Source organism: Streptomyces cyaneus (assembly GCF_004028635.1).
Taxonomy (GTDB): Bacteria; Actinomycetota; Actinomycetes; order Streptomycetales; family Streptomycetaceae; genus Streptomyces; species Streptomyces cyaneus.
Genome location: NZ_ML138679.1, coordinates 117023 through 142400, shown reverse-complemented (window position 1 = coordinate 142400; position 25378 = coordinate 117023). Strand labels below are relative to the sequence as shown.

Annotated in this window: 22 protein-coding genes and 1 tRNA gene; 13 read left to right on the top strand and 10 right to left on the bottom strand. The window is 69.6% G+C overall.

The window, feature by feature from the left end:
* Positions 1 to 50: 50 nt before the first annotated feature.
* The 4 genes from EHO50_RS07760 to EHO50_RS07745 are packed head-to-tail and all read right to left on the bottom strand — an operon-like array spanning position 51 to position 3465.
* Entirely contained in the window at positions 51 to 1124 is a 1074-nt protein-coding gene (locus EHO50_RS07760) for an NAD(P)H-dependent flavin oxidoreductase (RefSeq protein WP_128429267.1), read from the bottom strand.
* Entirely contained in the window at positions 1124 to 1867 is a 744-nt protein-coding gene (locus tag EHO50_RS07755; protein ID WP_128429118.1) for a CoA-transferase subunit beta, read from the bottom strand. Before EHO50_RS07755 ends, EHO50_RS07760 begins: the two co-directional genes overlap by 1 nt.
* A complete protein-coding gene (locus EHO50_RS07750; RefSeq protein WP_128429117.1) occupies positions 1864 to 2700 on the bottom strand; it encodes a CoA transferase subunit A in 837 nt (278 codons plus the stop codon). Before EHO50_RS07750 ends, EHO50_RS07755 begins: the two co-directional genes overlap by 4 nt.
* Complete coding sequence (locus EHO50_RS07745; RefSeq protein WP_128429116.1) at positions 2701 to 3465, bottom strand: enoyl-CoA hydratase family protein; 765 nt, start codon at positions 3463 to 3465, stop codon at positions 2701 to 2703. It lies immediately after the preceding gene.
* Between the two features lie 54 nt (positions 3466 to 3519).
* Between EHO50_RS07745 and EHO50_RS07740 the strand changes: the two genes are divergently transcribed.
* Positions 3520 to 4275, top strand: a complete 756-nt coding sequence (locus tag EHO50_RS07740; protein WP_128429115.1) for an SDR family oxidoreductase — start codon at positions 3520 to 3522, stop codon at positions 4273 to 4275.
* Complete coding sequence (locus EHO50_RS07735; RefSeq protein ID WP_128429114.1) at positions 4272 to 5204, top strand: SDR family oxidoreductase; 933 nt, start codon at positions 4272 to 4274, stop codon at positions 5202 to 5204. Before EHO50_RS07740 ends, EHO50_RS07735 begins: the two co-directional genes overlap by 4 nt.
* A gap of 262 nt (positions 5205 to 5466) precedes the next feature.
* On the opposite strand, the gene EHO50_RS07730 is transcribed toward EHO50_RS07735, so the two are convergent.
* Positions 5467 to 6369 (bottom strand): hypothetical protein, encoded by a 903-nt coding sequence (locus EHO50_RS07730; protein ID WP_128429113.1) that lies wholly within the window; start codon positions 6367 to 6369, stop codon positions 5467 to 5469.
* A 148-nt stretch (positions 6370 to 6517) separates the two neighbouring features.
* On the opposite strand from EHO50_RS07730, the gene EHO50_RS07725 reads away from it, so the two are divergent.
* Complete coding sequence (locus EHO50_RS07725; protein ID WP_128429112.1) at positions 6518 to 7327, top strand: S1 family peptidase; 810 nt, start codon at positions 6518 to 6520, stop codon at positions 7325 to 7327.
* 78 nt (positions 7328 to 7405) lie between these two features.
* Here EHO50_RS07725 and EHO50_RS07720 read toward each other — a convergent pair whose 3' ends face one another.
* Positions 7406 to 9181 carry a glycoside hydrolase family 35 protein gene (locus tag EHO50_RS07720; RefSeq protein WP_128429111.1) on the bottom strand — a complete coding sequence of 592 codons (1776 nt, stop codon included), beginning with the start codon at positions 9179 to 9181 and terminating at the stop codon, positions 7406 to 7408.
* An 87-nt stretch (positions 9182 to 9268) separates the two neighbouring features.
* On the opposite strand from EHO50_RS07720, the gene EHO50_RS07715 reads away from it, so the two are divergent.
* From EHO50_RS07715 to EHO50_RS07690, 6 genes are all read left to right on the top strand, one after another.
* Complete coding sequence (locus tag EHO50_RS07715; RefSeq protein ID WP_128429110.1) at positions 9269 to 10156, top strand: helix-turn-helix domain-containing protein; 888 nt, start codon at positions 9269 to 9271, stop codon at positions 10154 to 10156.
* 23 nt (positions 10157 to 10179) lie between these two features.
* Positions 10180 to 10530 carry a chorismate mutase gene (locus EHO50_RS07710; RefSeq protein ID WP_128429109.1) on the top strand — a complete coding sequence of 117 codons (351 nt, stop codon included), beginning with the start codon at positions 10180 to 10182 and terminating at the stop codon, positions 10528 to 10530.
* A gap of 140 nt (positions 10531 to 10670) precedes the next feature.
* Positions 10671 to 11228, top strand: coding sequence for a response regulator (locus tag EHO50_RS07705; RefSeq protein WP_128429108.1), 558 nt, complete (start codon positions 10671 to 10673; stop codon positions 11226 to 11228).
* A 56-nt stretch (positions 11229 to 11284) separates the two neighbouring features.
* Positions 11285 to 13792, top strand: coding sequence for an aminopeptidase N (gene pepN, locus EHO50_RS07700; protein ID WP_164904782.1), 2508 nt, complete (start codon positions 11285 to 11287; stop codon positions 13790 to 13792).
* Between the two features lie 365 nt (positions 13793 to 14157).
* Complete coding sequence (locus EHO50_RS07695) at positions 14158 to 15540, top strand: pyridoxal phosphate-dependent decarboxylase family protein (RefSeq protein WP_128429107.1); 1383 nt, start codon at positions 14158 to 14160, stop codon at positions 15538 to 15540.
* Positions 15537 to 17132, top strand: coding sequence for a lysine N(6)-hydroxylase/L-ornithine N(5)-oxygenase family protein (locus tag EHO50_RS07690; protein WP_246101062.1), 1596 nt, complete (start codon positions 15537 to 15539; stop codon positions 17130 to 17132). Before EHO50_RS07695 ends, EHO50_RS07690 begins: the two co-directional genes overlap by 4 nt.
* 39 nt (positions 17133 to 17171) lie before the next feature.
* On the opposite strand, the gene EHO50_RS07685 is transcribed toward EHO50_RS07690, so the two are convergent.
* Entirely contained in the window at positions 17172 to 18977 is a 1806-nt protein-coding gene (locus EHO50_RS07685; RefSeq protein ID WP_128429106.1) for a 5'-nucleotidase C-terminal domain-containing protein, read from the bottom strand.
* Between the two features lie 138 nt (positions 18978 to 19115).
* Between EHO50_RS07685 and EHO50_RS07680 the strand changes: the two genes are divergently transcribed.
* Together EHO50_RS07680 and pyk are read left to right on the top strand one after the other, a co-directional pair.
* A complete protein-coding gene (locus EHO50_RS07680) occupies positions 19116 to 19832 on the top strand; it encodes an SIMPL domain-containing protein (RefSeq protein ID WP_128429105.1) in 717 nt (238 codons plus the stop codon).
* A gap of 151 nt (positions 19833 to 19983) precedes the next feature.
* Positions 19984 to 21420: a pyruvate kinase gene (gene pyk, locus EHO50_RS07675; protein ID WP_128429104.1), complete on the top strand. Its 1437-nt coding sequence runs from the start codon at positions 19984 to 19986 to the stop codon at positions 21418 to 21420.
* 48 nt (positions 21421 to 21468) lie between these two features.
* Here the strand turns inward: pyk and EHO50_RS07670 are convergent, their stop codons facing one another.
* A complete protein-coding gene (locus tag EHO50_RS07670) occupies positions 21469 to 22251 on the bottom strand; it encodes a helix-turn-helix domain-containing protein (protein WP_128429103.1) in 783 nt (260 codons plus the stop codon).
* A 106-nt stretch (positions 22252 to 22357) separates the two neighbouring features.
* A tRNA-Leu gene (locus tag EHO50_RS07665) sits at positions 22358 to 22432 on the bottom strand.
* A 101-nt stretch (positions 22433 to 22533) separates the two neighbouring features.
* Here EHO50_RS07665 and EHO50_RS07660 point away from each other — a divergent pair.
* A complete protein-coding gene (locus EHO50_RS07660) occupies positions 22534 to 23184 on the top strand; it encodes an ANTAR domain-containing response regulator (RefSeq protein ID WP_128429102.1) in 651 nt (216 codons plus the stop codon).
* 28 nt (positions 23185 to 23212) lie between these two features.
* Here the strand turns inward: EHO50_RS07660 and EHO50_RS07655 are convergent, their stop codons facing one another.
* Positions 23213 to 23809, bottom strand: a complete 597-nt coding sequence (locus tag EHO50_RS07655; protein WP_128429101.1) for a hypothetical protein — start codon at positions 23807 to 23809, stop codon at positions 23213 to 23215.
* Between the two features lie 272 nt (positions 23810 to 24081).
* Here EHO50_RS07655 and EHO50_RS07650 point away from each other — a divergent pair, with 272 nt between their 5' ends.
* Positions 24082 to 25242, top strand: coding sequence for a branched-chain amino acid ABC transporter substrate-binding protein (locus EHO50_RS07650; RefSeq protein ID WP_128429100.1), 1161 nt, complete (start codon positions 24082 to 24084; stop codon positions 25240 to 25242).
* Positions 25243 to 25378: the final 136 nt, after the last annotated feature.

Here is a 25378-nt window from a genome sequence, read left to right as displayed (position 1 = left end):
CTGTTCGGCTGCGGCGACGTCGTGGCTGGTCGCGCAGTTCCCCGCGCCCCTCAGGGGCGCGGCCGAACTGTCGGCTGCTGCAGATCCGTCAGCCGCTCCCGCACCTGCTCCGCCTCCTTCATGATCCGCTCCACCAAGCCCGCGCACGACGGCAGGTCGTCGATCACCCCGGCGACCTGCCCGGACGCCATCACCCCGAGATCCGTACGGCCCTCCACCATCGCCGACTTCAGCAGCATCGGCGTGTTGGCGGCGAGCAGCACCTGGCTCCAGGTGAGGTCCTTGCCATGCCGCATAGCCAGGCCGTCGTGGATCAGTTGCCGCCAGGTCAGCCCTGACAGCCTCCGGAAGCCGGCCGCCCGACGGACCGCGTGCACCAGGGCCCTCGTACGGCCGGAGTTCTCCAGCGCGGCCACCAGTTCCGTACGCAGCATGCGGTGGGGCAGGCCGTCCACAGCCGTAGTGACGGTCACGTCCCGGACCGTCGCCGCCAGGTACCGCGCCTTCACCGCATCCGGCACCGGCGAGTCCGACGTCAGCAGGAACCGCGTGCCCATCGCGACCCCCGCCGCCCCGTAGGCCAGCGCCGCGACCAGTCCCCGTCCGTCGAAGAAGCCGCCGGCCGCCACGACCGGTATGTCCACGGCGTCGACCACCTGCGGAAGCAGTACCGTCGTCGCCACCTCGCCGGTGTGCCCGCCGCCCTCCCCGCCCTGCACGATCACCGCGTCCGCCCCCCACGCCGCGACCTTCTCGGCATGTCGCCGGGCGCCGATCGAGGGGATGACGATCACGCCCGCGTCCTTGAGCTCGGCGATCAGCTCGGGGGAGGGCGCGAGAGCGAAGGAGGCGACGCGCACCCCCTCGTCGATCATGACGCGGACCCGGTCGCCGGCGTCCGCGGCGTCCGCGCGCAGATTCACGCCGAACGGCGCGTCCGTACGGGACCTGACCTCGCGTATCGCCTCACGCAGCCGGTCGACGGTCATCGTCGCGGAGGCCAGGATGCCCAGCGCACCCGCGTTCGCCGTCGCCGAGACCAGTCGCGGGCCCGCCACCCAGCCCATCCCCGTCTGCACGATCGGGTGGCGGACCCCGACCAGGCGGGTCAGCGGCGTCTCCATCACGCACCGACCTCCCTGGCGCGGGAGTTCGCCGGGTCGATGACCTCGCGGATGAGGCGCAGTTCGGCGGCGGTGGGTTCGCGGGTCGGCGGTACGTCGTCCGGGACGACCAGGTCGAACGCGGTCGCCTCCCGGACCTGCTCCAGGGTGACGCCCGGATGGAGCGAGGCCAGACGCATCGCGTGGTCGGGTGTGGCGAAGTCGAAGACGCCGAGGTCGGACACGACACGAGGGATGCGGTGATGGCGGGCGGCGCCCGCGTGGTCGTAACCCACCCCGCACACCATGTCGACCTTCTCGACGAACACCCGCCGGGAATGCCTGGGGATCCAGTAACTGGTCGGATTGTTGAGGGTGTTGACCGGCGCGCCGCGCACCCCGAGCAGCTGCCGTTTCGGCCGCTCCCAGTCGCCGATGCACGAGATGTTCTGGTTGCCGTAGCGGTCGATCTGGCTCGCGCCCATCATCACGTGCCGCCGGCCACTGGTGACCAGGGCCAGGTGCTGTCGGTACGGCAGCCAGCCCTCCGTCGTCCCGTCGGGGCGGACGACCATCGCCTCGCCGTCGGTCAGCAGCAGGTCCGGCGAGAACGTGAGCCGTGCCAGCCGGGCCCCCACGGACGGGATCAGGCCCATCGGGCTCGCCAGGACCTCACCCGCGTCGCGCCAGGCCTCGGCGCAGGCGATCACGCAGTACTCGGCACGGGTGGCCGGGAGAAGGGGCGTGCGGGTGACCTCCGTCATGACCCCTCCCTGACCGCCGACTGGTACGTCTGCTCGTCCCCGTCGAGGAACCGTGCCGCGAACTCCGGCCAGGGCATGGTCGCGTACGTCTTCTGAAAGTCCTCGTCCCGGCCGTAGTCAGGCGCGCAGGACGTGAAGTGCGCCCCGTTCGGGGCCTCGACGACCCCCGTCACCGTGTGCCGCTTGATCAGCAGCGACTGTGGCGCCGCGTCCTTCGTCAACTCGGCCGTGTCGACGAGACGTTCGCACGAGACATAGGCCGTGTCCGCGGCCTCGCAGAAGAGGTCGTCGAAGTACGGGTCGGGGCCCAGATACTGCCCGTTGCCCAGCCGGTCGGCGCGGTTGACGTGGACCAGGGCCGCGTCGAGACGCAGCGCGGGCATGGCGACGAACGTCTCCCCGTCGTCGTACGGCGAAGTCACCGTCCGCAGGCCCGGGTTGACCCGCATCACATCCGAACCGAGCCCGGCCCGCACCGGCAGGAAGGGCAGCCGGTTCGCGGCCGCGTGCAGTCCCCACATGAACATCGCCTCGTCGACCTCCATCATTTCGAAGGCGCCGCGCTCCCGGGCCGCACGGAAGTGCGGTTCGAGGGGGATGGAGTCCAGGGTGGCGAAGGGGGCGACCAGCTTCCGGATCCGTCCGGCGGCGGCGAGCATGCCGACGTCCGGGCCGCCGTACGAGACGACGGTGAGGTCGGTGACGTCGGACCGGAGCACGGCCCTGACCAGGGCCATCGGTTTGCGGCGTGAGCCCCAGCCACCGATGCCGAGGGTCATGCCGCTGTGCAGCCGGGAGACGACCTGGTCGGCGGTCATCGTCTTGTCGGTCACCTACACGCCCTCCTTCTCCTTGCCGAAGTTGTCGCGCACCCGGTCGGCCACCCCGCTGAGGCCCGCCTCGAAGGTGAAGCCCTGCTCGAAGCGGTAGCTGCGGCGCACGTCGACCGGATCGATGCCGTTGATGGCGGCCTTGGCCAGGCGCAGCAGCCGGCCGTCCTTGGCGGCGATCTCGCGGGCCAACTTCAGCGTCGCGGCGCGTAGTTCCGCGCGCGGCACCACCTGCCACACCGAGCCGTGCGCGTGCAGCTCGGCCGCGGTCGCCGTGCGCGAGGTGTAGTACAGCGCGCGCATCAGATGCTGGGGGACCAGCCGGGCCAGATGGGTGGCCGCGCCCAGCGCTCCCCGGTCCAGCTCGGGCAGCCCGAAGGTGGCGTCCTCGCTCGCCACGATCGCGTCCGCGTTGCCCACCAGGCCGATACCGCCGCCCAGGCAGAAGCCGTGCACGGCCGCGACGACGGGCACCTCGCAGTCGTACACCGCGCCGAAGGCCTCCGCGCAGGCGCGGTTGGCGCCGATCAGCGCGCTGTGCCCGTCCCTCTGTATCTCCTTGATGTCCACGCCCGCGTTGAACCCGCGCCCCTCGGCCGCGACCACCACACACCGGACCTCCGGGTCGCGTCCTGCCGCCCGCACGGCGTCGGCCAGGGCGAACCAGCCTTCCACCGGCAGGGCGTTCACCGGTGGGAAGTCGACCGTGACGACGGCGATTCCCTCTTCTTCGGCCCCGTTTTCCGGGGACGAGGTGGAGACACCCATGGCCGCATCAGCTACCTTTCCACCAAACGTTTGTTAGGTGAAGGGTAGCCGGGAATGAGGCTGGACGGGAAGGTCGTGGTCGTCACGGGCGGTACCCGGGGCGTCGGTGCCGGGTTGGCGAAGGCCTTCACCGAGGCCGGCGCGGACGTCGTGGTCTGCGCCCGCAGACCACCCGAAGTCCCGCTCGCGGCAGGGCAGTTCAGGCCGCTGGACCTCCGAGACCCGGAAGCGGTACGTGTCTTCTTCGCGGCCCTGCCCCGCCTCGACGTCCTCGTCAACAACGCGGGTGGCACACCGTACCGACGGTTGACGGACGTGGATGCCGAGCGGCACGCGCGCGTGATCGAGCTGAACCTCGTCGCTCCGCTGACGGCGTCCCTGGCCGCGTACGAGCACCTGCGGCGGGTGCGGGGCTCGGTGGTGATGATCGGCAGCGTCAGCGGCGGCCGCCCGTCGCCCGGGTCGGCGGCGTACGGGGCGGCCAAGGCCGGGCTGGAGAGCCTGGCCCGCTCGATGGCGGTGGAGTGGGCGCCGGAGGTCCGGGTCAACACCCTGGTCGTGGGCATGGTCCGCACGGAGCGGTCCTCTCTCCACTACGGCGGCGAGGACGGCATCGTCGGCGTCTCCCGCACCGTCCCGCTCGGCCGCCTCGCCGAACCGGCCGACGTGGGCGCGGCCGCCGTCTTCCTCGCCTCCGACGCCGCCGCCTACATCAGCGGCGCGAGCCTGCTCGTGCACGGCGGGGGCGAGCGGCCGGCGTTCCTGGACGCGGCAACGGTCAACAACGGTCAACAAGGAGGCATGACATGAGCCGGATCTGCGAGGGGCGGGTCGTCGTCGTCACCGGGGCGGGCCGGGGTCTGGGTCGGGCGCACGCCCTCGCGTTCGCCGCGGCGGGGGCGAAGGTCGTGGTCAACGACCTCGGGGTTGACCTCGACGGCACGCGGGCCGTCGGCGGGGCTGCGGGGGAGACGGCCGCCGACAATCCCGCCCAGCAGGTGGCCGACGAGATCCGTGCGGCGGGCGGCGAGGCGATCGTGCACGGCGGTGACATCGCGACGAGCGCCGGGGCGGCATCCCTGGTGGCGGCCGCGCTGGAGACGTACGGCCGTCTCGACACCCTCGTCAACAACGCCGGCTTCCTGCGCGACCGGATGCTGGTCAACCTCGACGAGGACGACTGGGACGCCGTCGTACGCGTCCACCTCAAGGGCCACTTCCTCCCCCTGAAGCACGCGGCGGCGCACTGGCGGGCCGAGGCGAAGGCGGGCCGCACGCCCGTCGCCCGAGTCGTCAACACGAGCAGTGGGGCAGGGTTGTTGGGCTCGCTCGGCCAGGCCAACTACAGCGCCGCGAAGGCCGGCATCATCGCTCTGACCCTGGTCGCGGCGGCCGAACTGGGCCGCTACGGGGTCCAGGTCAACGCGATCGCCCCGGCGGCCCGCACCCGCATGACGGAACGCACCTTCGCGGAGTCGATGGCGGCGCCCGACGCGGGCTTCGACGCCATGGCCCCGGAGAACGTCTCTCCGTGGGCCGTCTGGCTGGGCTCGGCGGCGAGTGAAGGCGTGACGGGGAGGGTGTTCGAGGCGGAGGGCGGGCGGATCACGGTCATGGAGGGGTGGAGGGCGGGGCCGACGGTGGACAAGGGGGCGCGTTGGACGCCGGAGGGGGCGGGGGAGGTGGCGCTGAAGCTGTTGGGGGAGGCGGGGGTGCCGGGTGCGGTGTACGGGGCGTGAGAGTTTTCGCCCCCGCCGCCCCTACCCTTCCCGTCCTTGAAGGGGCTCCGCCCCTTCGACCCCGCCAGGGGGCTCCGCCCCCTGGACCCCCGCTCCTCAAACGCCGGAGGGGCTGATTTCAGGTGGCCTCACCCCTCGACGCCGGTCCAGGCATTCCAGCCCGTCCGGCGTTTGAGGACGAGGCCCTTCAGGGCCGAAGCGGGGGTCTGGGGGCGGCAGCCCCCAGGGACGGGAAGGGTAGGGGCGGCGGGGGCGAAGAACTCTACGTGTCGCACTCCAGCACCGTCCGGCACAACCCACACCGCGCCCGAACCCTCCCCCGCACCGGCACCCGAATCCGCTGCTGACACGTAGGACACGGAAACGACACCCGCAGAGGCTCCCGCCCATCCGGCGTGAACGCGTACGGCACCCCTTGCCGGGGCCCGGCCCCGGCCCCGTGCTGGTCCTGCGCATGCCGCCGATCGCGCGCATACCGCCGCCGCCCCGCCCACCCCGCCGCCGTCAGCGGCGGCTGCTGCTCGTCGCGCCGCGCCTCGGCCATGCCCTTCACATACGCCGTGTACGCCTGCGGACTGGTGAACCACACCGACGGATCCTCGGCGAAGACCAGCGCCCGCTTGGCGAGGACGTACCCGAACTCCTCCGGCGTCAGATACCCCAGCTTCTGCGAGGACGCCGCGTCCTCCCGGTACGCGTCGAGGAGCAGCCAGCCCGCGCCCAGATACGTCGTCGCCGTGTCCGTCAAGATCTCGTTGTCCCGCGTCCCGGGAAAGGACAGGTCGAGGCGGTGCAGGTACACATGCATCACCTCGTGGGCGAGGGCCGCCCCGATGTCCCGGCGATGGGTGCGGAAACGGTCGTTCAGCTCGACGAAGTACTCGGGCCCGGCGGCGAGTTCCACGCTGGCAGCGTGGTTCATCTCCCGGAAGCTGACGACCATCCGGGCGTCCGGGAGGCGGTAGTGCCGCACCAGCTCGCGGGCCACCCGCTGCGCGCCCAGATACAGGTCGTCCGTGTCGCAGAACGCCACATCGGCCGGCAGCACGCTGGTCGCGAACGTCTGGACGGTGTCGTACGACAGCCGCTTGTAGAGCGCGGTGATCGACGCCCGCACCGTCTCCAGGTGTGGGAAGCCGTGCTGGACCGGTCCGCCGTTCGCCACGCCCGTACCCCCAAGACGCCTTGAACCCGATTCCACTCTACGGGGATGTGAGGGGTTTTTCCCCGGCGAGGTTCCATGCCCGGGACGTGAGATCCGTCCTTGTCAAGCATGCCACCTGATCTTCATACTGCGGGCCGCTCAACACGCCATGAAAGGACGTACGTTGACCCTTAGCTCGCCGAAGAGAAGCGGCATAACCCTGGCCAAAAGAGCCGCGGCGGTCGGTGCCGTGGCCCTCGCGGTCGCCTCCCTTCAGCCCCTCAGCGCGAACGCCGCGTCCACCCGCGTCGTCGGGGGAACGCCCGCCGCGCAGAACGAGTTCCCGTTCATGGTCCATCTCTCCATGGGCTGCGGCGGGGCGCTCTACAAGAAGGACGTCGTGCTGACCGCCGCCCACTGTATGGACGGCTCCGGCAACAACACCAGCATCACCGTCACCGCGGGTGTCAACGACCTCGACTCCTCCGCGGCGATCAAGGTCAAGTCGACCAAGGTCAAGGTGGCCCCGGGCTACAACGGCACCGGCAAGGACTGGGCGCTGATCAAGCTCGCCCGGCCCATCGACAAGCCGACGCTGAAGATCGCCACCACGGACCGCTACAACCGCGGCATGTTCACGATCGCCGGCTGGGGCGACACCGTGGAGGGAGGCGGCACGGGCACGACCAAGCTCCGTAAGGCCACCGTTCCCTTCGTCGCCGACCGCATCTGCAAGCGCCACTACGGAAACCGGCTGGTGTCGAAGGAGGAACTGTGCGCCGGCTGGCAGAGCGGCGGCATCGACACCTGCCAGGGCGACTCCGGCGGTCCCATGTTCCGCAAGGATGACGCCAACAAGTGGATCCAGGTCGGCATCGTCAGCTGGGGCGACGGCTGCGCCCGCACCGGCGTGCCCGGCGTCTACACCGAGGTCAGCACCTTCGCGAAGGACATAGCCCGCGCGGCGAACGCCCTGTAGGCACCTCCGTACCAGGAGTGCGTCAGCAGCAGTGCGTCGGTGGGAGTGCGCCGGCAGGAGTGTGTCAGCAGGAGTGCGTCAGACGGCCCGGAGCACCGGGGCAGCCGCCTCGCCGGACCCCGACCGGGCCGTCTGCGCCAGTTCCAGCACCCACATCTCGTTGCCGCCCTCCCGCAGGACGGGCCCGGGGACGTACAGCGAGCGCTGCGGGCCCATGGACCAGTAACGGCCCAGACCGAAGCCGTTGATCCACACGAACCCGCGCGTGAAGCCCGGCAGCTCCAGGCGGGCGTCACCGGCTCCCCGCACCGTGACGGTGCCCCGGTACAGACCCGGGGCACCGTCCTCGGGCAGCTCCCGCGACGGAACCGCCCGGACCTGCTCGATGTCGTCCAGCGTCTCCAGCCGCAGCCCACGCGCGCGTACGTCGTGCAGATACTGCCGCTCGTGCAGGACGCCCCCGGTGATCCCCTTGGGCTCGCCCAGCCGCGGCCCGTAGTTGACCCGCCCCAGGGACTCCACCCACAGCTCCACGCGCGCGTACCCGGCCACGGGCTCCTCGATGCACGCGTCGTCCTCCGTGAGCACCCCGGCCCGCTCCCCGTCGACGTACACCACGGCGAGGTCCCGCAGCCCGCGCACCGTCAGCGGGTATGGCTGCCGTGGCCCCGGCACCGTCACCTCGTAGCGCACCAGGCCCCGCTCGACACCCAGTTCCTCGAAGGTGGGCGGGACGGGGCCGGACGCCTCCGGGCCGCCCAGCGTCCGCAGTACGTCGCCCAGGGGCGCCCAGCCGGTCAGGACCGCCTCGGCCGGCGCGCCCAACGGGGCGGGGGCGGGCGGGACTTCGGGCAGAGGGCCCTCGGCGTACTCGGTGAGGACCTCGCGAAAGGCCCAGAACTTCGGTGTGGGGCGGCCGTACTCGTCGATCGGGGCGTCGTAGTCGTACGACGTCACGTCGGGCTCCAACGGCCCGTCGTGCAGCGCGCCGCCGCCCCGGTTGGCGCCCGCCCAGCCGGCGAAACTGGTGCCGCCGTGCGCCATGTACAGGTTGACCGAGGCCCCGCACTCCAGGATCTCCCGCAGGGCCGCCGCCGCGTCCTGGGGATTCCGTACGACATGCTCGCCGCCCCAGTGGTCGAACCAGCCGCACCAGAACTCCATGCACATCAGCGGACCGTCGGGGCAGTGCCGGCGCAGCGTCTCGAAGGCCTCGCGCGCGTGGGAGCCGAAGTTGACCGTGGCCAGAACGCCCGGGATCGAGCCGCCGGAGAGCATGTGGTCCTCGGGGCCGTCCGAGGTGAACAGCGGGACCGTGACGCCCTTGGTCCGCAGCAGATCGGCCAGCCACCGCAGGTACGCCGCGTCGGACCCGTAACTGCCGTACTCGTTCTCGACCTGGACCATGATCACCGGTCCGCCGCGGTCGATCTGCCGGGGCACGATCTCGCGCAGGAGGTAGTGGTACCAGCGCTGCACGCGGTGCAGGAACCGCTCGTCGCGGGTACGCACGCGCGTGCCGAACCCGGCCGTCAGCCAGTACGGCAGCCCGCCGTTCTCCCACTCGGCGCAGATGTACGGCCCCGGGCGCACGATCGCCCACAGCCCCGCCGCCCGGGCCGCGTCCAGGAACCGGCCCAGGGCCTGCACGTCCCGGTGGTGCCCAGGCCTCGGCTCGTGCAGGTTCCACGGCACGTATGTCTCCACGCAGTTGAGGCCCATCGCCCGCAGCATCGCCAGCCGGTGCCCCCACTGGGCCTCGTGCACCCGGAAGTAGTGCAGCGCGCCGGACAGCAGCCGCACCGGCCGCCCCTCCAGCAGGAAATCCGTGTCCCCCACCCTGAACTCGCTCATGCCCCCCACCCTCACCTCTGGCGGTGATCACGTCCATGGACAAAGATCGGCGCTGCTTGGACCGAAGCGACGCGGAGAGGACCGCGGATGTACCACACCTGGATGCGGTTCTTCACGCCCGGCCCCGCCCACCACCGGCTCGGCCTGGTCTGCCTCGGCGTCGGCCTGCAGTACGGCGCCCTGCCCACCGTCGGCCCCCGCACCCTCGACCACCACGTCGCCGTCGTCGTCAACGCGGGCGGCGGCTGGTACGAGGGCCCCGACGGCCGCCGTACGACCGTCACCGCGCCCGCGCTGCTGTGGCTGACCCCCGGCGTGCCGCACCACTACGCGCCCGACCCCGGCACCGGCTGGGACGAGGGCTTCGTCGACTTCACAGGGCCCGCCACCGCGACCTACACCGAACTCGGCTACATCGAGCCGGACCGCCCCGTCGTGCCCCTGTCCGACGCCTCCGGCCCGCGTGCCGTCATCGGGCGGATGGCCCGCGCCGCGCGCCGCGACAACCCCCTCCTGGAGGTGGAGACCGGCGCCGCCGTCCACGAACTCCTCGTCGCCCTGCGTCGCGCCCGCGCCGACCTCGCCCCCGACGGCGAGGCGGTCCTCAAGGCGCTGGCCCGCGACGCGTGCCTGCCGCTGACGGTCGCCGATCACGCCGCCCGGCACGGCATGACCCTCGCCGAACTGCGCACCGCCGTGCGGCGCGGCGCCGGCTGCAGCCCCAAGGACTATCTGCTCGGCATCCGCCTGGGCCGCGCCAAGGAACTCCTCGCCGCCACCGAGCTCCCCGTCGCCGCCGTCGCCCGCCGCGTCGGCTACGACGACCCCGCCTACTTCTCCCGCCTGTTCACCCGCCGCGTCGGCATGGCCCCCGTCCGCTTCCGGGCCCAGCAGGGCCGCACCGTCCCCGGCGGCTGGAGCAACCAGGTCCCCGACCCCGACGATCCACCCGTGATCGAACGAACGACCACGTGAGGTGCCCCGTAGGCTGGGCCCTCATGACCACCAGCAACACGTCCCCCGGCGACGTCGACCCCGCCGTTCGCGAGGAGCTCGCCCGGCTGCGCGACAGCATCGACAACATCGACGCGGCCGTTGTCCACATGCTCGCCGAGCGCTTCAAGTGCACCCAGCAGGTCGGCCACCTCAAGGCCCAGCACCAGCTCCCGCCGGCCGACCCCGCCCGCGAGGCCCGCCAGATCGCCCGCCTGCGCACCCTGGCCGAAAACGCCAAGCTCGACCCGGCTTTCGCTGAAAAGTTCCTCAATTTCATCATCGCCGAAGTGATCAGGCACCACGAGAGCATCGCCGAGGACACCATCAACGGCACTGCGCCCACGGCGAACTGACCTGGATCGTCCCTCCCGAGGGAGTGACACGGCGGCCCATGCCCGGCATGCTGCGCTGTGCACTCCATGCAAGCTGACACGCACTCCCCGTCAGCGCCCGGACATACCCTGGATGTCCACGCCGGGAGGGACGTCGGGCCATGCCGTCGGATGCCAAGATCCTCATCGTCGACGACCACGAGGACACGCTGTACGCGCTCGAGAGCGCCCTGGCCCCGCTGGGCTACCGCCTCGCCCGTGCCACCAGCGGTGACGAGGCGCTCAAGCAGGTGCTCCGCGGGCAGGTCGGCCTGCTGCTCCTGGACGTCCGCATGCCCGGCGTCAGCGGCCTGGAGGTGGTGCGCTACATGCGGCGCGTGGAGCAGACCCAGCACATACCCGTCCTGCTGCTCACCGGTTTCGGCGCGGACCACGAACTGACCGCCACCGCCTTCGGACTCGGCGTCGCCGACCTGGTCATGAAGCCCATCGAACCCTGGGCGCTGCGCACCAAGGTCCGCTATCTGTACGACTCCTACCAGCGCCAACGCGCACTGGAGCGAGAGGTCCACGAATTACGCGCCCTCGTCAAGGACGACCCCGGCAGCCGGCAACCCGCCCCGCGGCCCCGCCTGCCCCACCCCGACGCCCGCGTCCCGCCGCAGCGCGACAGCCCGGCGGCGGCCCGTACCCCTCAACAGAGCAAAGACCGGACATAGGGCACTTATCCATCAGCCTCTGTGCCTTGTCAGCGCCATCAGGCAGCATGTCCTGCATGTCCGTACTGACGCGCGACGAAGCGCAGACCCGTGCCCAGCTCCTCGACGTCCACCGCTACACGATCGAACTCGATCTCACCACCGGGGACGAGACCTTCGACTCCCGCACCGTCATCCGCTTCACCACGCGCGCGGACCACGCGGACACGGACACCTTCGTCGAGATCAAGCCGGCCGAACTGCGCTCCGTCACGCTGGACGGACAACCCCTCGACCCCGAGACCCTGGACGAGAACAGGCTGCCCCTGAAGAACCTCACCGCCGGCGAGCACGAACTGCGCGTCGACGCGGCCATGCGCTACTCCCGCACCGGCGAGGGCATGCACCGCTTCACCGACCCCGTCGACGGCGAGACGTACCTCTACACACAGCTGTGCATGGACGACGCCCAGCGCGTCTTCGCCGCGTTCGACCAACCGGACCTCAAGGCCGTCTTCGACCTGTCCGTCAAGGCCCCCGAGGGCTGGAGCGTCCTCGCCAACGGCATCACCGAACACCTCGACGACGGCCGCTGGCAGGCCGCCGCCACCCCGCTGATCTCCACCTACCTCGTCGCCGTCGCCGCCGGCCCCTGGCACTCCGTGCGCACCGAACACCGCGGCCTGCCCTTCGGCCTGCACTGCCGCCGCTCGCTCGCCCCCTACCTCGACACGGACACCGACGAGCTCTTCGAGGTCACGCGCGCGTGCTTCGACCGCTACCACGAGAAGTTCGACGAGCCCTACCCCTTCGACTCCTACGACCAGGCGTTCGTCCCCGAGTTCAACGCCGGCGCCATGGAGAACCCCGGACTCGTCACCTTCCGCGACGAGTTCGTCTACCGCTCCGCCGTCACCGACGCCGAGCGCCAGACCCGCGCCATGGTCATCGCCCACGAAATGGCCCACATGTGGTTCGGCGACCTCGTCACCCTGCGCTGGTGGGACGACATCTGGCTGAACGAGTCCTTCGCCGAGTACATGGGCTACCAGACCTGCGCCGAGGCCACCCGCTTCACCGACACCTGGACCGACTTCGGCGTCGCCCGCAAGGCCTGGGGCTACGACGCCGACCAGCGCCCCTCCACCCACCCCGTCGCCCCCGAAGGCGTCAACGACACCGCCACCGCCCAGCTCAACTTCGACGGCATCTCCTACGCCAAGGGCGCCTCCGCACTGCGCCAACTGGTCGCCTGGCTCGGCGAGAAGGACTTCCTCACCGGAATCAACACCCACTTCGCCCGCCACAAGTTCGCCAACGCCACCCTCGCCGACTTCGTCGACTCCCTCGCCGCCGCCACCGAACGCGACGTCCACGCCTGGGCCGACGCCTGGCTGCGCACCACCGGCGTCGACACCCTCACCCCGGCCGTCACCCCCGGCGAGAACGGCACGTACAGCCTCACCGTCGACCGCGCCGGAAGCCGCCCGCACCGCATCGCCGTCGGCCTGTACGACCTCGACCTCGGCGACAACGAGGGCCACCTCGTCCTGCGCGAACGCCTCGACCTCGACATCCCGCACCCGGCCCCACAGCCCATCGGCAAGCGCCCGGCACTGCTGCTGCTCAACGACGGCGACCTGACCTACGCCAAGGTCCGCTTCGAACCCGAATCCTTCGAGACCATCCGCACGAGCCTCGCCGGACTGCCCGAACCACTCACCCGCGCGCTCGTCTGGAACGCCCTGCGCGACGCCGTCCGCGACGGTGAACTGGCCGCCGGCGCCTATCTGGAGGCCGCCCGCACCCATCTGCCGCACGAGACCGACCTCGCCGTCGTCCAGGGCGTCCTCGCCTTCGCCACCGCCCAGGTCGCCGACCGCTACCTCACCCCCGAGGCACGCCCGGCAGCCCTGACCACCCTCTCCTCCCTCTGCCGCGACCTCATCCGCCGCACCGAGGACGGCGACAACCCCGGCCTGCGCCTGATCGCCGTACGCCACTTCATCGACGTCGCCGCCCACCCCGACACGATCGCCGCCTGGCTCGCCGACGGCACCGTGCCCGGCGGACCCGAACTCGACCCCGAGCTGCGCTGGCGCGTCCTGGGCCGCCTCGCCGTCCTCGGCGCCGTCGACGAGGCCGCCATCGCCGCCGAGCTGGCGCGCGACCCGAGCGCCACCGGCCAGGAGGGCGCCGCCCGCTGCCGGGCCGCCCTGCCCGACGCGGAGGCCAAGGCAAGGGCCTGGGACGCCATGTTCGCCACCGACGACGGCACCGATCTGTCCAACTACCTCTTCATCGCCACCGCCCAGGGCTTCTGGCAGCCCGAACAGACCGACCTCGTACAGCAGTACGTGCCGCGCTACTACCAGGACGCGCTCGCCGTCGGCGCCCGCCGCGGCCCCGCCATCGCCGACGCCGCCGGCCGCTACGCCTTCCCGCTGTACGCCGTCGACGCCGAAGCCCTGCGGCTCGGCGAGGAATGCCTGCGCGACGGCGAGCCGATCCCGGCACTGCGCCGCAGGCTCGCCGACCAACTCGACGACCTGGCACGGGCATTGCGGGTACGGGAGGGCGAGTGAGGCCGGCGCCGGTGGGGTAGGGGCACCGCCGGTGACCACGGGTGATGCGGCGGGCTGATCTTCCTGGCCGGGCTCTTGGCTCGGCTCCGGGCTCGGCTCCTGGCTCGGTTTCCGGCTCGGGTTCCTGGCTCGGCTCCTGAGCCTTGGCGCGCCGGCCCCCAGGAGGATCAGCCCCTCGACGGACGAGGACCGCCGCCCTCCCATCCACCACCCCTTACTCCGCCACCCGCGGCACACCACCCCCGACACGCTTTCCCCGCACGCAAGTACCTCCTTTCGGGTTCCTGTCGTTGGGCTTTTCGGGCGCGATCACGCATCCGGGTACAAGCTGGAAGTCCCTCTTGCCCTGCGCCCGGGAGGACACGATGAGCACGCCGCCGTCGCTCGCTTCAGGCCCCGAAGGCCCCCACGCCCTGCGGCCGTTGCTCGACACCGTGCTCGACGCGCTGAGCGAGGGCGCCCGGGCTCGCGGGGGACCCCTGCCCGCAGGCGGCCCGGACGCGGTCGCCGCACGCATGCGGGAGGCCGTCGGGGACGTACTCCCGGACAACGGCGACCCAGGCGCCCTCCACAACCTCGTCCGGGCCCTCGCAGCAGGCGCCACCGACCCCTCCGACCCCCTCTGCGCCGCCCACCTCCACTGCCCACCCCTCGCCCTCGCCACCGCCGCCGACCTCGCCGCCTCGGCCCTCAACCCCTCGCTGGACTCCTGGGACCAGGCGCCGGGGGCCTCCGAGCTGGAGGCGTTGGTGATGGGGGTGCTCGCGGCGGAGGTGTTCGGCGCCGGGGGAGCGGAGAAGGGCTGCGTCGCCCTGCTCACCACCGGCGGCACCGAATCCAACCAACTGGCCCTCCTCCTCGCCCGAGAAGCCCAGGGCGCCGGCGTCCGGCTCGTCCACGGGGCCAACGCCCACCACTCGTTGCCCCGCGCCGCCTGGCTGCTCGGCCTGCCCGAACCGGTCGCCGTACCCGCCCCGGCCGGCGTCCTCGACCCCGCCGCCCTCGACGAGGCCCTCAACCGACTGCCCGGCCCACACCTGGTCGCCGCCACCGCGGGCACCACCGACGCCGGGCTCATCGACCCCCTCCCCGAGATCGCCGCCCTCTGCGCCGCGCACGGCGCCCGACTCCACATCGACGCCGCCTACGGCGGAGGCCTCCTCTTCAGCGACCGGTACCGCGACCGACTCACCGGACTCGACGCCGCCGACAGCGTCACCCTCGACCTGCACAAGCTCGGCTGGCAGCCCGTCGCCGCCGGTCTCCTCGCCGTCAGCAACCCCGACGACCTCGCCGTGCTCCACCACCGCGCCGACTACCTCAACGCCGACGACGACACCGAAGCGGGCCTGCCCGACCTCCTCGGCCGCTCCCTGCGCACCAGCCGCCGCCCGGACGTCCTCAAGATCGCCGTCACCCTCAAGACCCTCGGCCGCAGCGGCCTCGGCCGACTCGTCGAGCAAGTCTGCGACCACGCCCACGAGTTCGCCGCCCTCGTCCACGACCACCCCGGGTTCGACCTCTACGACCCGCCCACCATCAGCACGGTCCTGTTCCGGCCCGCACACGCCACCGACGCCGCCGTCGCCGCCGTACGCCGAAGGCTCCTCACCGACGGCCGTGCCGTACTCGGGCGGGCCCGGATAGACGGGCGCCTGTGGTTCAAAGCCACACTCCTCAACCCCCACACACGCCCGGACGACCTGGCCGCCCTCCTGAAACTGGTGGAAGGAAACACCCCCGGATGAGCCCCCAGACAAACCCCCAGCCGAACCCCCACACCGGCCCCCACACGCGCCCCCAGGTAAACGCCTACACGCGCCCCCAGACAGGCTCCGGCGCCCCCCTCCGCGCCGTCCCCGACACCGGCCCCCAGCCCGCCCTCAGGACACCCCCACGCCGCGACCCCGACACCCCCCGCGACCCCGACACCCCCCGCGACCCCGACACCCCCCGCGACCTCGTCGGCATCGGCATCGGCCCCTTCAACCTCTCCCTCGCCGCTCTCGCCCACCCCCTCGACGACCTCGACACCGTCTTCTACGAACAGCGCCCCGCCTTCGCCTGGCACCCCGGCCTCCTCATCGACGGCGCCCGCATCCAAGTCCCCTTCCTCGCCGACCTCGTGACGCTCGCCGACCCCGCCAGCCCCTGGTCCTTCCTCAACTACCTCAAGACCCGCGACCGGCTCTTCCCCTTCTACTTCGCCGAACGCTTCCACATCCAACGCGCCGAGTACGACGCCTACTGCCGCTGGGTCTGCGAGAACCTCCCAGCACTGAGCTTCGGCCACCAGGTCGACGCCGTCCGCTTCAACCCCGAACGCGACGTCTTCGAGGTCGACTTCACCCAACTCGGCCCCGACGGAGAAGCCGAAGCGCTCGGCCGTACCTACGCCAAGAACATCGTCCTGGGCATCGGCACCGAACCAGACATCCCCGACCCCCTCAGGCCCCTCGTCGAGGCACCCCGCGTCCCCGTCATCCACGCCGCCGACTACCTCGACCACCGCGAGACACTCCTCGCCGCCGAGCACATCACCGTCATCGGATCGGGACAGTCCGGCGCCGAGGTCTTCCTCGACCTGCTACGCCGCCGCCCCGTCGGACGCGAGGGACTGCACTGGCTCGGCCGCACCGACGCCTTCGCCCCCATGGAGTACTCCAAGCTCGGCCTGGAACACTTCACACCCGACTACACCCGCTACTTCCACGCCCTCGCCGAACCCGTCCGCGACCAACTCGTCGCCTCCCAGTGGCAGCTCCACAAAGGCATCGACGCCGGCACCCTCGCCGCCATCCACGACGAGCTCTACCGCCGCTCCCTGCACGGCGGCTGGCCCGACACCGTCCTCACCCCCGGCGTCCGCGTCCGCACCGCCGGCCGAGTCGCCACGACCAAGGTCGAACTCCACCTGGAGCACCTCCACCAGAACACCCGCTCGCGCCTCACCACCGACGCCGTCGTCCTGGCCACCGGCTACCGCGAACGCCCCCTCAGCCGCATCCTCGCCGGCCTCGACCCCTACATGCGCCTCGACAGCCGGGAACGCCCCCGCATCGACGACGAGTACCGCCTCGTCATGGACCCCTCCGTCACCGGCTCCGGCTGCCACATCTACGTCCAGAACGCCGAACGCCACACCCACGGCATCGGCACCCCCGACCTCGGCCTCGCAGCCTGGCGCAGCGCCGCCATCCTCAACTCCGTGACCGGCAAGGAGACCTACCCCCTGCCCACACGCACGGCCTTCACCACCTTCGGCCTCGAACAGCAGGAGCCCCGGATCCCGTCCGCGCGTCAGCCGAAGGTGCTGACACCACTGATGGACGGGATCTGAGGCTCCCGACGAGACGACTGCGCGCCCAGGCCCTGTCGTCTAGAAGACCGGCGTGCCGTTCCGCGTGAGCTTCCAGTCCACCGACGCGAAGTTCTTCGGGTCCAGCACACCCTTCGCGGTCACCCACTCCGCGATCCGGGTACGGATCTCCGTCGACTCCGACCACAGCTCCTGAGCCGACGCCACATGCGGGAACGCGCCACCGCCGTTGGCCCGATAGTTGTTCACCGCGAACACGAACCGCTGGGCGTCGTCCAGAGCGGCACCGTTGTACGACAGATTCTTGATCCGCGAACCGGCCGCCTGGGCGATGTCGATCTCGTACGACAGCCCCGACACGTAGTCGTAGTTGTAGTCCGGGCGGTTGTTCGCGTTCGTCAGCTTCTCGACGTCGACCGTCGCATCCGGCGCCGTCTGCACGAAGTACTCCGCCGAATACTCCAGGTACGCCTTGATCTGCGCACCCGTCATCAACTTCGCGACCAGCGTGTTGTCGTACACGTACAAGCTCGACAGATCCCGGATCGTCACCTCGCCGGCCGGGATCTCCGAGGTGCGGGAGAACGGGGAGGCCTGGGAGATCACGGGCAACGAGGCGTACTCCGTCCCCGCCAGCGCCGCCTTGGCCACGTCCTCCTGGACCTTGGTGATCAGGTCGATGATCGGGGCGTCCTTGTAGCGCGCCTCGACCGTCGTCAGCTTCTCCGTCGCCTTGCCGACGACCTGGTTGACGTACTCCACGACGATGTCGTGGTCGTCCTTCAGCAACTTGGTGATCTTCGGGTCGTCGGCGACCGTCTTCGAGTCACGCACGGTCGCCTTCACCGACTCGACCGTCCAGCGGCCCTTGGTGAAGACCAGCTCGAAGTCGAACAGGGTCAGTCGCTGCGCATAGCACAGCGGCTCCGACAGCACGACCGTCTTACCCGTCTTCTCGTTCGTGACCAGCAGCTCCGCGATCTCCGTGTGCGCATGCCCGACGAGGATCGCGTCGATGCCCGGCACCTGCTGGGCCACCAACGCCGACGAGTTCTCGATGTACGGCAACTGGTCACCGTACGACGACGTACCGGACGAACCCGAGTGCGCCGACACGACCACCACGTCCGCACCCATCGAGCGCAGCTTCGGCACCCACTTCGCGGCCTGTTCCTCCAGACCCGGGAACACCATCTTGCCCTCGACGTACGCCTTGTCCCAGATCGCGATACCCGGGTTGGTCAGACCGAGCACCGCAACCTTCACCGGCGGGGCACCCGGCACACAGAACTTCTTGATGAAGTACGGCGGGAACGCGGGCTTCAACGTCTTCGCGTCCAGCGCGTTCGCACCCAGAAGCGGGAAGTCGCACTGCTCCTCGAACTTGCGCAGCGTCTCGATGCCGTAATTGAACTCGTGGTTGCCAAGGGCCACCGCGTCATACCCGATCGCGTTCATCGCCGCCGCCATCGGGTGGACCGGGCCCCCCTTCGCGGTGATCGGGTCGACCTTCGCGTAGTAATACGTCAGCGGGGTGCCCTGGATCGTGTCGCCGGCATCGATGAGCAGCGTGTTGCGGCGGCCCTTCTCCTCACGGACCTGGCTCACCAGCGTCGAGACGCGCGCCAGACCCTTTGCATTGCCCTTGGCGTCCGCGTACTCCGCGTCCTTGAAATAGTCCCAGTTGAAGATGTTGCCGTGCAGATCGGTCGTGCCCATCACCGTCAGCGAGTACCGCTTCGCCGGCCGCGACCCCTTCGCCGCCTCAGCGGCCTGCGCCGCCGGGACGGCCACCGTCGTGGCCAGCGCCGCCCCCGCTCCGGTCACGGCGGACTTCTTCAGGAACTTCCGGCGGTTCAACGGCATGGTGCTTCTCCCAGGCGAATGGTCAACAACGCGCGTAGATTCTGACCTGGCCATGGCAGGCAGCAACAGACCCCGCAGGTTTCGATCTGATGACCCACGGGGTCCTGTAACCCGGCAAGCAATGACAGAGTGGGACGTATGACCGCCCCATCAGAGGAACTTCAGCCCGCCGTCCCCTACGGCACCCCCGACGCCCCCCGCATCGCCGTCCGCGGCGAAGCCCGCCTCGAAGTCGACCCCGAGATCGCCCGCATCGGCGTCACCGTCGCCTCCCGCGGCAAGGACCGCCGCGCCGCCCTGGACGACCTCACCCGCCGCAACACCACCGTCCTCGACCTCGTCAAAACCTACGGCGACGCAGTCGAACGACTGGAGACCGGCGCCTTCTCCATCAGCCCCGAACTCAAGGACAAAGGCCGCGGCGAACGCGTCCACGCTTACCACGGCCGCGTCCACATCACCGCCGTACTCACCGACTTCACAGCACTCGGCGAACTCACCACCCGCCTCGCCGACCTCGACCTCACCCGCGTCGACGGCCCCTACTGGGCCCTGCGCCCCGACTCACCCGCCCACCGGGAAGCCCGGCAGCAAGCGGTACGAGAAGCGGTCCAGCGCGCACGGGAATACGCGGAAGCGCTCGGCACCTCCCTGGCCGCCCTGGTCGAACTCGCCGACATCGGCGCGGAAAACGCCCCACCCCCCTACCCACAGGCCCCCGGCAGCCGCATGCGCTCCATGGCCTACGGCGCCGCCGAGGACACCACGGCTGCCCCCCTCGATCTCGAACCCCAGCGCCAGCACGTCTACGCACAGGTCAACGCCCGCTTTACGATGGCGCCGCCGCAGCTGTGAATGCGCGGGATTCCGAATGGGGGTGCTTCGAACGCTCATCGGAGCACCCCGCCGCACAATTCAACACTTGTCAATAGCCCTTCACGCAAAGGTTGTTGAGTAGTCATACGCGGCCAATTCTCTACCCGCCGGTAAGTCATAGAGTCGAAACATGCGCCGAGCGAAGATCGTCTGCACCCTGGGCCCCGCCACCGACTCCTACGACCAGATAAAGGCACTGGTCGACGCCGGAATGGACGTCGCCCGGTTCAACCTCAGCCACGGCGGCTACGCCGACCACGAGGAGCGCTACCAGCACGTACGCAAGGCCTCCGACGAGACCGGCCGCAGCGTCGGCATCCTCGCCGACCTTCAAGGCCCGAAGATCCGCCTCGGCCGCTTCACCGAAGGACCCGTACTCCTTGAACGCGGAGACACCTTCACCATCACCGTCGAAGACGGCGCCGAAGGCGACCGCCAGCAGTGCGGAACCACCTACTCCGGCCTCGCCGCCGACGTCACCCCCGGCGAACGCATCCTCGTCGACGACGGCAAAGTGTGCCTGGAGGTCACCTCCGTCGACGGACCACGCGTCCACACGACGGTGGTCGAAGGAGGCATGGTCTCCGACAACAAGGGCCTGAACCTGCCGGGCGTCGCAGTCTCGGTCCCCGCCCTCTCGGAGAAGGACGAAGCCGACCTGCGCTGGGCGCTGCGCACGGGCTTCGACGTCATCGCACTGTCCTTCGTCCGGTCCGGCCGGGACATCGAGGACGTGCACAGGATCATGGACGAGGAGGGCCGCCGCCTCCCCGTCATCGCCAAGGTCGAGAAGCCACAGGCCGTCGACGCGATCGACGACATCGTGGCCGCCTTCGACGGCATCATGGTCGCCCGCGGCGACCTGGGCGTGGAGATGCCGCTGGAGCAGGTGCCCATCGTTCAGAAGCGCGCGATCAAACTGGCGAAGCGCAACGCCAAGCCGGTGATCGTGGCGACTCAGATGCTCGACTCGATGATCGACAACTCCCGGCCGACCAGGGCGGAGGCGTCGGACGTGGCCAACGCCGTCATCGACGGCACGGACGCGGTGATGCTGTCCGGCGAGACGAGCGTCGGCAAGTACCCGATCGAAACGGTACGGACGATGGCCAAGATCGTCGAGGCCGCCGAGGAGGACATCCTGGCGAAGGGCCTCCCACCCCTGACGGAACGCAACAAGCCCCGCACCCAGGCCGGCGCCGTGGCCCGCGCGGCAGCCGAGATCGGCGACTTCCTGGGCGCGAAGTTCCTGGTCGCCTTCACCCAGTCCGGCGACACCGCCCGCCGCCTGTCCCGCTACCGCTCACCGATCCCACTGCTGGCCTTCACGCCGGAACCGGCGACGCGGTCCCAGCTGAATCTGACGTGGGGCGCGGAGACGTTCCTCGGGCCGCACGTGGACTCGACGGACGCGATGGTCGACCAGGTGGACGAACTGCTGCTGAAGTACGGCCGCTGCAAGAAGGGCGACACGGTCGTCATCACAGCGGGCTCGCCTCCCGGGGTGTCCGGCTCGACGAACATGGTGCGGGTGCATCACATCGGGGAAGACGACAGCCCCAAGTAGCAGGCGGAGGGCCCCTCTTGAGGAGGGGCCCTGCGTGGTGGGGGAGGGTCAGTGCTTGGGGCCTACGTGGGTGTCCAGGAGGGCTACGGAGGTTTTGCGGGCGATGGAGATGTTGTACGGGTTGCCGTTTCGGGCGCAGTGCGTCCACTCGATGCCGAGCTTGTCGAGGGTGTCCGTATAGAGCCGGCGAATGTCGTCGGACACGTTGGTGAAGAAGTACCTGGGGTATTCGTAGCGCTTGCGCTCACCGCCGACCATGCGGGTCGTCCAGTTGGTGATGCGGCAGCCGTCCGAGTGGATGAGGCCGCGGATGAACTCCCAGGGGTGCGCGTCGACGATTTCCTGTTGCCAGGGTTCCAGGGTGATCGAGCGCTGGTGCTTCTTGCCCGGTCCGTGCTGCGGGAACAGGCAGGGCAGATGCTTGGAGTAGACCTTCACGTTGCTGCAGCCGGTCCTGCGGACGCGGCTGACGGAGTTCTCTGGGAAGACTGCACGCATGGCCTGTTCGCAGTGGTCCATGAGGCCGGGCCAGGTTTCGGTGCAAGTGATCATGAGGTTAGGTGCTCGGTGCTCGGAGTAGTGGCTGATGTGGCCATCGCCGAGATAGAGGCCCAACAGGTAGGCGTAGGCCGCTTGGTCATCGGGCGGGCGAGGTTCGTCCTCGCACCTGGGGCAAGGGCGGCCTGTCTGCCTCCGGGGGCGCGGCTCAATGCGGCGCTGCCAACTGCGGAGGGTTGCACGCGAAATCCCCGTCTCCTTGCTGACAGAACTCAAGCTGCGCCCTTGAGTAACGAGATCCACGGCTCGCTTGCGTGTGCTGACGTCGTACATGTGGCCACTCTGTGACAGTGATCGCGACGACACGCAGCAAAAAGCGGATGTTCACGAGAACGTGGACATCCGCTCTTCAAGGTCGACCTTGGAATCGAAGGAAAAGTGCCCCGGGTCGGACTCGAACCGACACTGTATGGGTTTTGAATCCATTGCCTGCTGCCAATTGGGCTACCGGGGCCCAGTGAATCGAAGGTTTACCTCGACCCGCTGCCCGTCCACCTTACCGCAGCTAGGTAGGCTCTTGTCAGCACCACCCCTGCCCCTGAACGAGGAGCCCCCGTGACCGCCCCCGAGTCGCCCCAGCCCGTAGACGCGCCCGACGACGACAAGTCGCACGTGCCTCCGCTGACGACCCGTGTCGTCATTGCCGAGGACGAGGCGCTCATCCGGCTCGATCTCAAAGAGATGCTCGAAGAAGAGGGGTACACCGTCGTCGGTGAGGCCGGTGATGGTGAGCAGGCTGTCGAGCTCGCCCGTGAGCACAAGCCGGATCTTGTGATCCTCGATGTGAAGATGCCGAAGCTGGACGGTATCTCGGCGGCTGAGAAGATCGCCGAGGAGAGCATCGCCCCGGTGCTGATGCTGACGGCGTTCTCCCAGCGGGATCTGGTCGAGCGGGCCCGGGATGCCGGTGCGATGGCGTATCTCGTGAAGCCGTTCAGCAAGAGTGACGTGGTGCCCGCCATCGAGATGGCCGTGTCGCGGTTCACGGAGCTGAAGGAGCTGGAGAAGGAGGTCGCCGACCTCACTCTGCGCCTGGAGACGCGGAAGCTGGTGGACCGGGCGAAGTCCGTCCTTCAGACGGAGTACGGGCTGACGGAGCCGGCTGCCTTCCGGTGGATCCAGAAGACCTCGATGGATCGGCGGATGTCCATGCAGCAGGTCGCCGAGGCGGTCATTCAGGACTCTGAGGAGAAGAAGGCGCGGTAGTGGCGCCGGGCGCGTTTTGGCTGTGTGGTCAGGCGGAGCCTTCGGTCCAGTCTCGTCGGGGGAGCGGGATGGTGGCCGGGGGCTCCGTGTCGTTTGCGCGGACGCGCAGTGCGGTGGGGTGTCGGTTGCGGGGGAGGTCGTACCAGAGGTCGTAGGTGATGGTGCCGTGTGCGGCGACTTCGGTGCGTAGTGGCTGGCGTTTGATCTGGGTGGCTTCGCGGTCGAGGGTGAGTTCGGTGCCGTCGTCGAGGGCGAGTCGGTGGATTTCGTTGTCGATCTGGCCGAAGACGGAGTCCTGGGAGGTGATGGTGAGGCGGATGCGGCAGAGTCGGCCTTTGGCCCAGTGTTCGCCGTGGGTGCCGACGATGGTGGTGATTCCGCAGCGTAGGCCGGTTGTGTCGAACTGGAGGTTTCCGCTGCGGACGGGGTCGGTTTCGGGGGCTGCTTCCAGTGGGCGTAGGGGGGTGGTCGGTGTGTGTGGCCAGAGGGTCGAGGCGGTTGCGGCGGTGATGGCTGCTCCGAGTAGGAGGCCGGTGAGTCCGGCCAGTGCGGTGCGCAGGTGTCGCTTGTCGGGTGTGGGGTGGGCTGGGGTGGGTGCGGGTCTGGATCCGTCTGGTGTCTGCATGGCTCGTTTCGGGTGGGTCGGCGGGGCTCGTTAAGAGCTTGTGAAGATCATCCGGCTGGTGTGCTGGTGGCCGAAACATTCGCCCGCTGATGGCTGGGGTTGTGTATCCGGCAGTTGAACCGAGGTCACAGGGCGATCACACATCGGTGGTCGGCCTATCCGACTGGCTGTCAACCCGATTAGATTCCCCGCACACCGTAGGGATAAGCGGTGTCCTTGCAGGGATCACGAGTTCTTCTGCGGGAAGCATCGTTGAGGCCAGGGAGCCCTTAGTGCTGAACAAGACCGTCATCAAGCTGGCCATTCCTGTGGCCGTTGGAGCGCTGGCGCTGACCGGTTGTGGCGGTGGCGACTCCGGCAGTGGCGACACCGTGAAGATCGCTTTCGAGGGGCCGCTCTCCGGCGACAACGTCGCGCTGGGTGAGAACATGCAGAACGGCGTGCAGTTGGCGATCAAGCAGGCCAATGCGAGCGGTGACCTGGGCTTCAAGCTGGAGTACGTGGCTGCTGACGACCAGGGTCTGCCGGACAAGGCGCCGACTGCGGCGCAGAAGGTCATTGACGACCCGGATGTCAAGGCTGTTGTCGGTCCCGCCTTCTCGGGTCCGACCAACTCGGCTTCGCCGCTGTACGCGGAGGCCGGTCTGGTGACGGTGACTCCGTCGGCCACCAACCCGACGCTGACGGACGAGGCGAACGGGTTCACGAGCCTGCTGCGTGCTGTCCCGAACGACAACATGCAGGGCAAGGCCATGGGTGACTTCTTCTCGAAGAAGATAGGCGCCAAGAAGGTCTACCTGATCGACGACAAGACCGACTACGGCGTGGGTCTGTCCAAGGTCGCCGAGGCGACCCTGAAGGCGGCCGGTGTCTCGGTCGTGAAGAAGAGCGTTCCGCAGAAGACGCCGGACTACAGCGCCACCGCGAAGGATGTCGTCAACTCCAAGGCTGACGGCCTGATTTACGCCGGTTACTACCAGGACCTGGCGCCGTTCGCGAAGAAGCTGTCGGACGCGGGCTTCAAGGGTGCGGCGATCTCGGGTGACGGTTCCAACGACGCCAAGTTCGTTGAGCTGGCCGGCTCGGCCTCCGAGAACTGGTACCTGACGTGCCCGTGCACCGACGCGACGGTCGAGGCGGGTACGAAGAAGTTCGCGGAGGACTACCAGAAGGAGTTCAACCGGGCTCCGGGTACGTACTCCGCCGAGGCGTACGACGTCGCGAACATGATCATCGCGGAGATCAAGAAGGCGGGTAAGGACGTCGAGCGTGAGGCGCTGCGTGACGCCCTCGCCAAGGCCTCCTACAAGGGTCTGACGAAGACCTTCTCGTTCGAGAAGAACGGTGAGTTCAAGGGTACGGACGTCTTCGTCTACCAGGTGAAGAGCGGCAAGATCGCGTACCAGGGCAACGTCAACGAGCTGATCGGCTGAGGCCGGGCTCCGGCGATTGACGCCATGTGATGGGGGCCGGGGGACGGTGGTTCTCCCGGCCCTCGTCTGCGGAGAGTGCAAGATGGCGCAGCCGTTGACCGATCCGCATGTTTTTCTGCGGGCCGCCCTGGCGTTC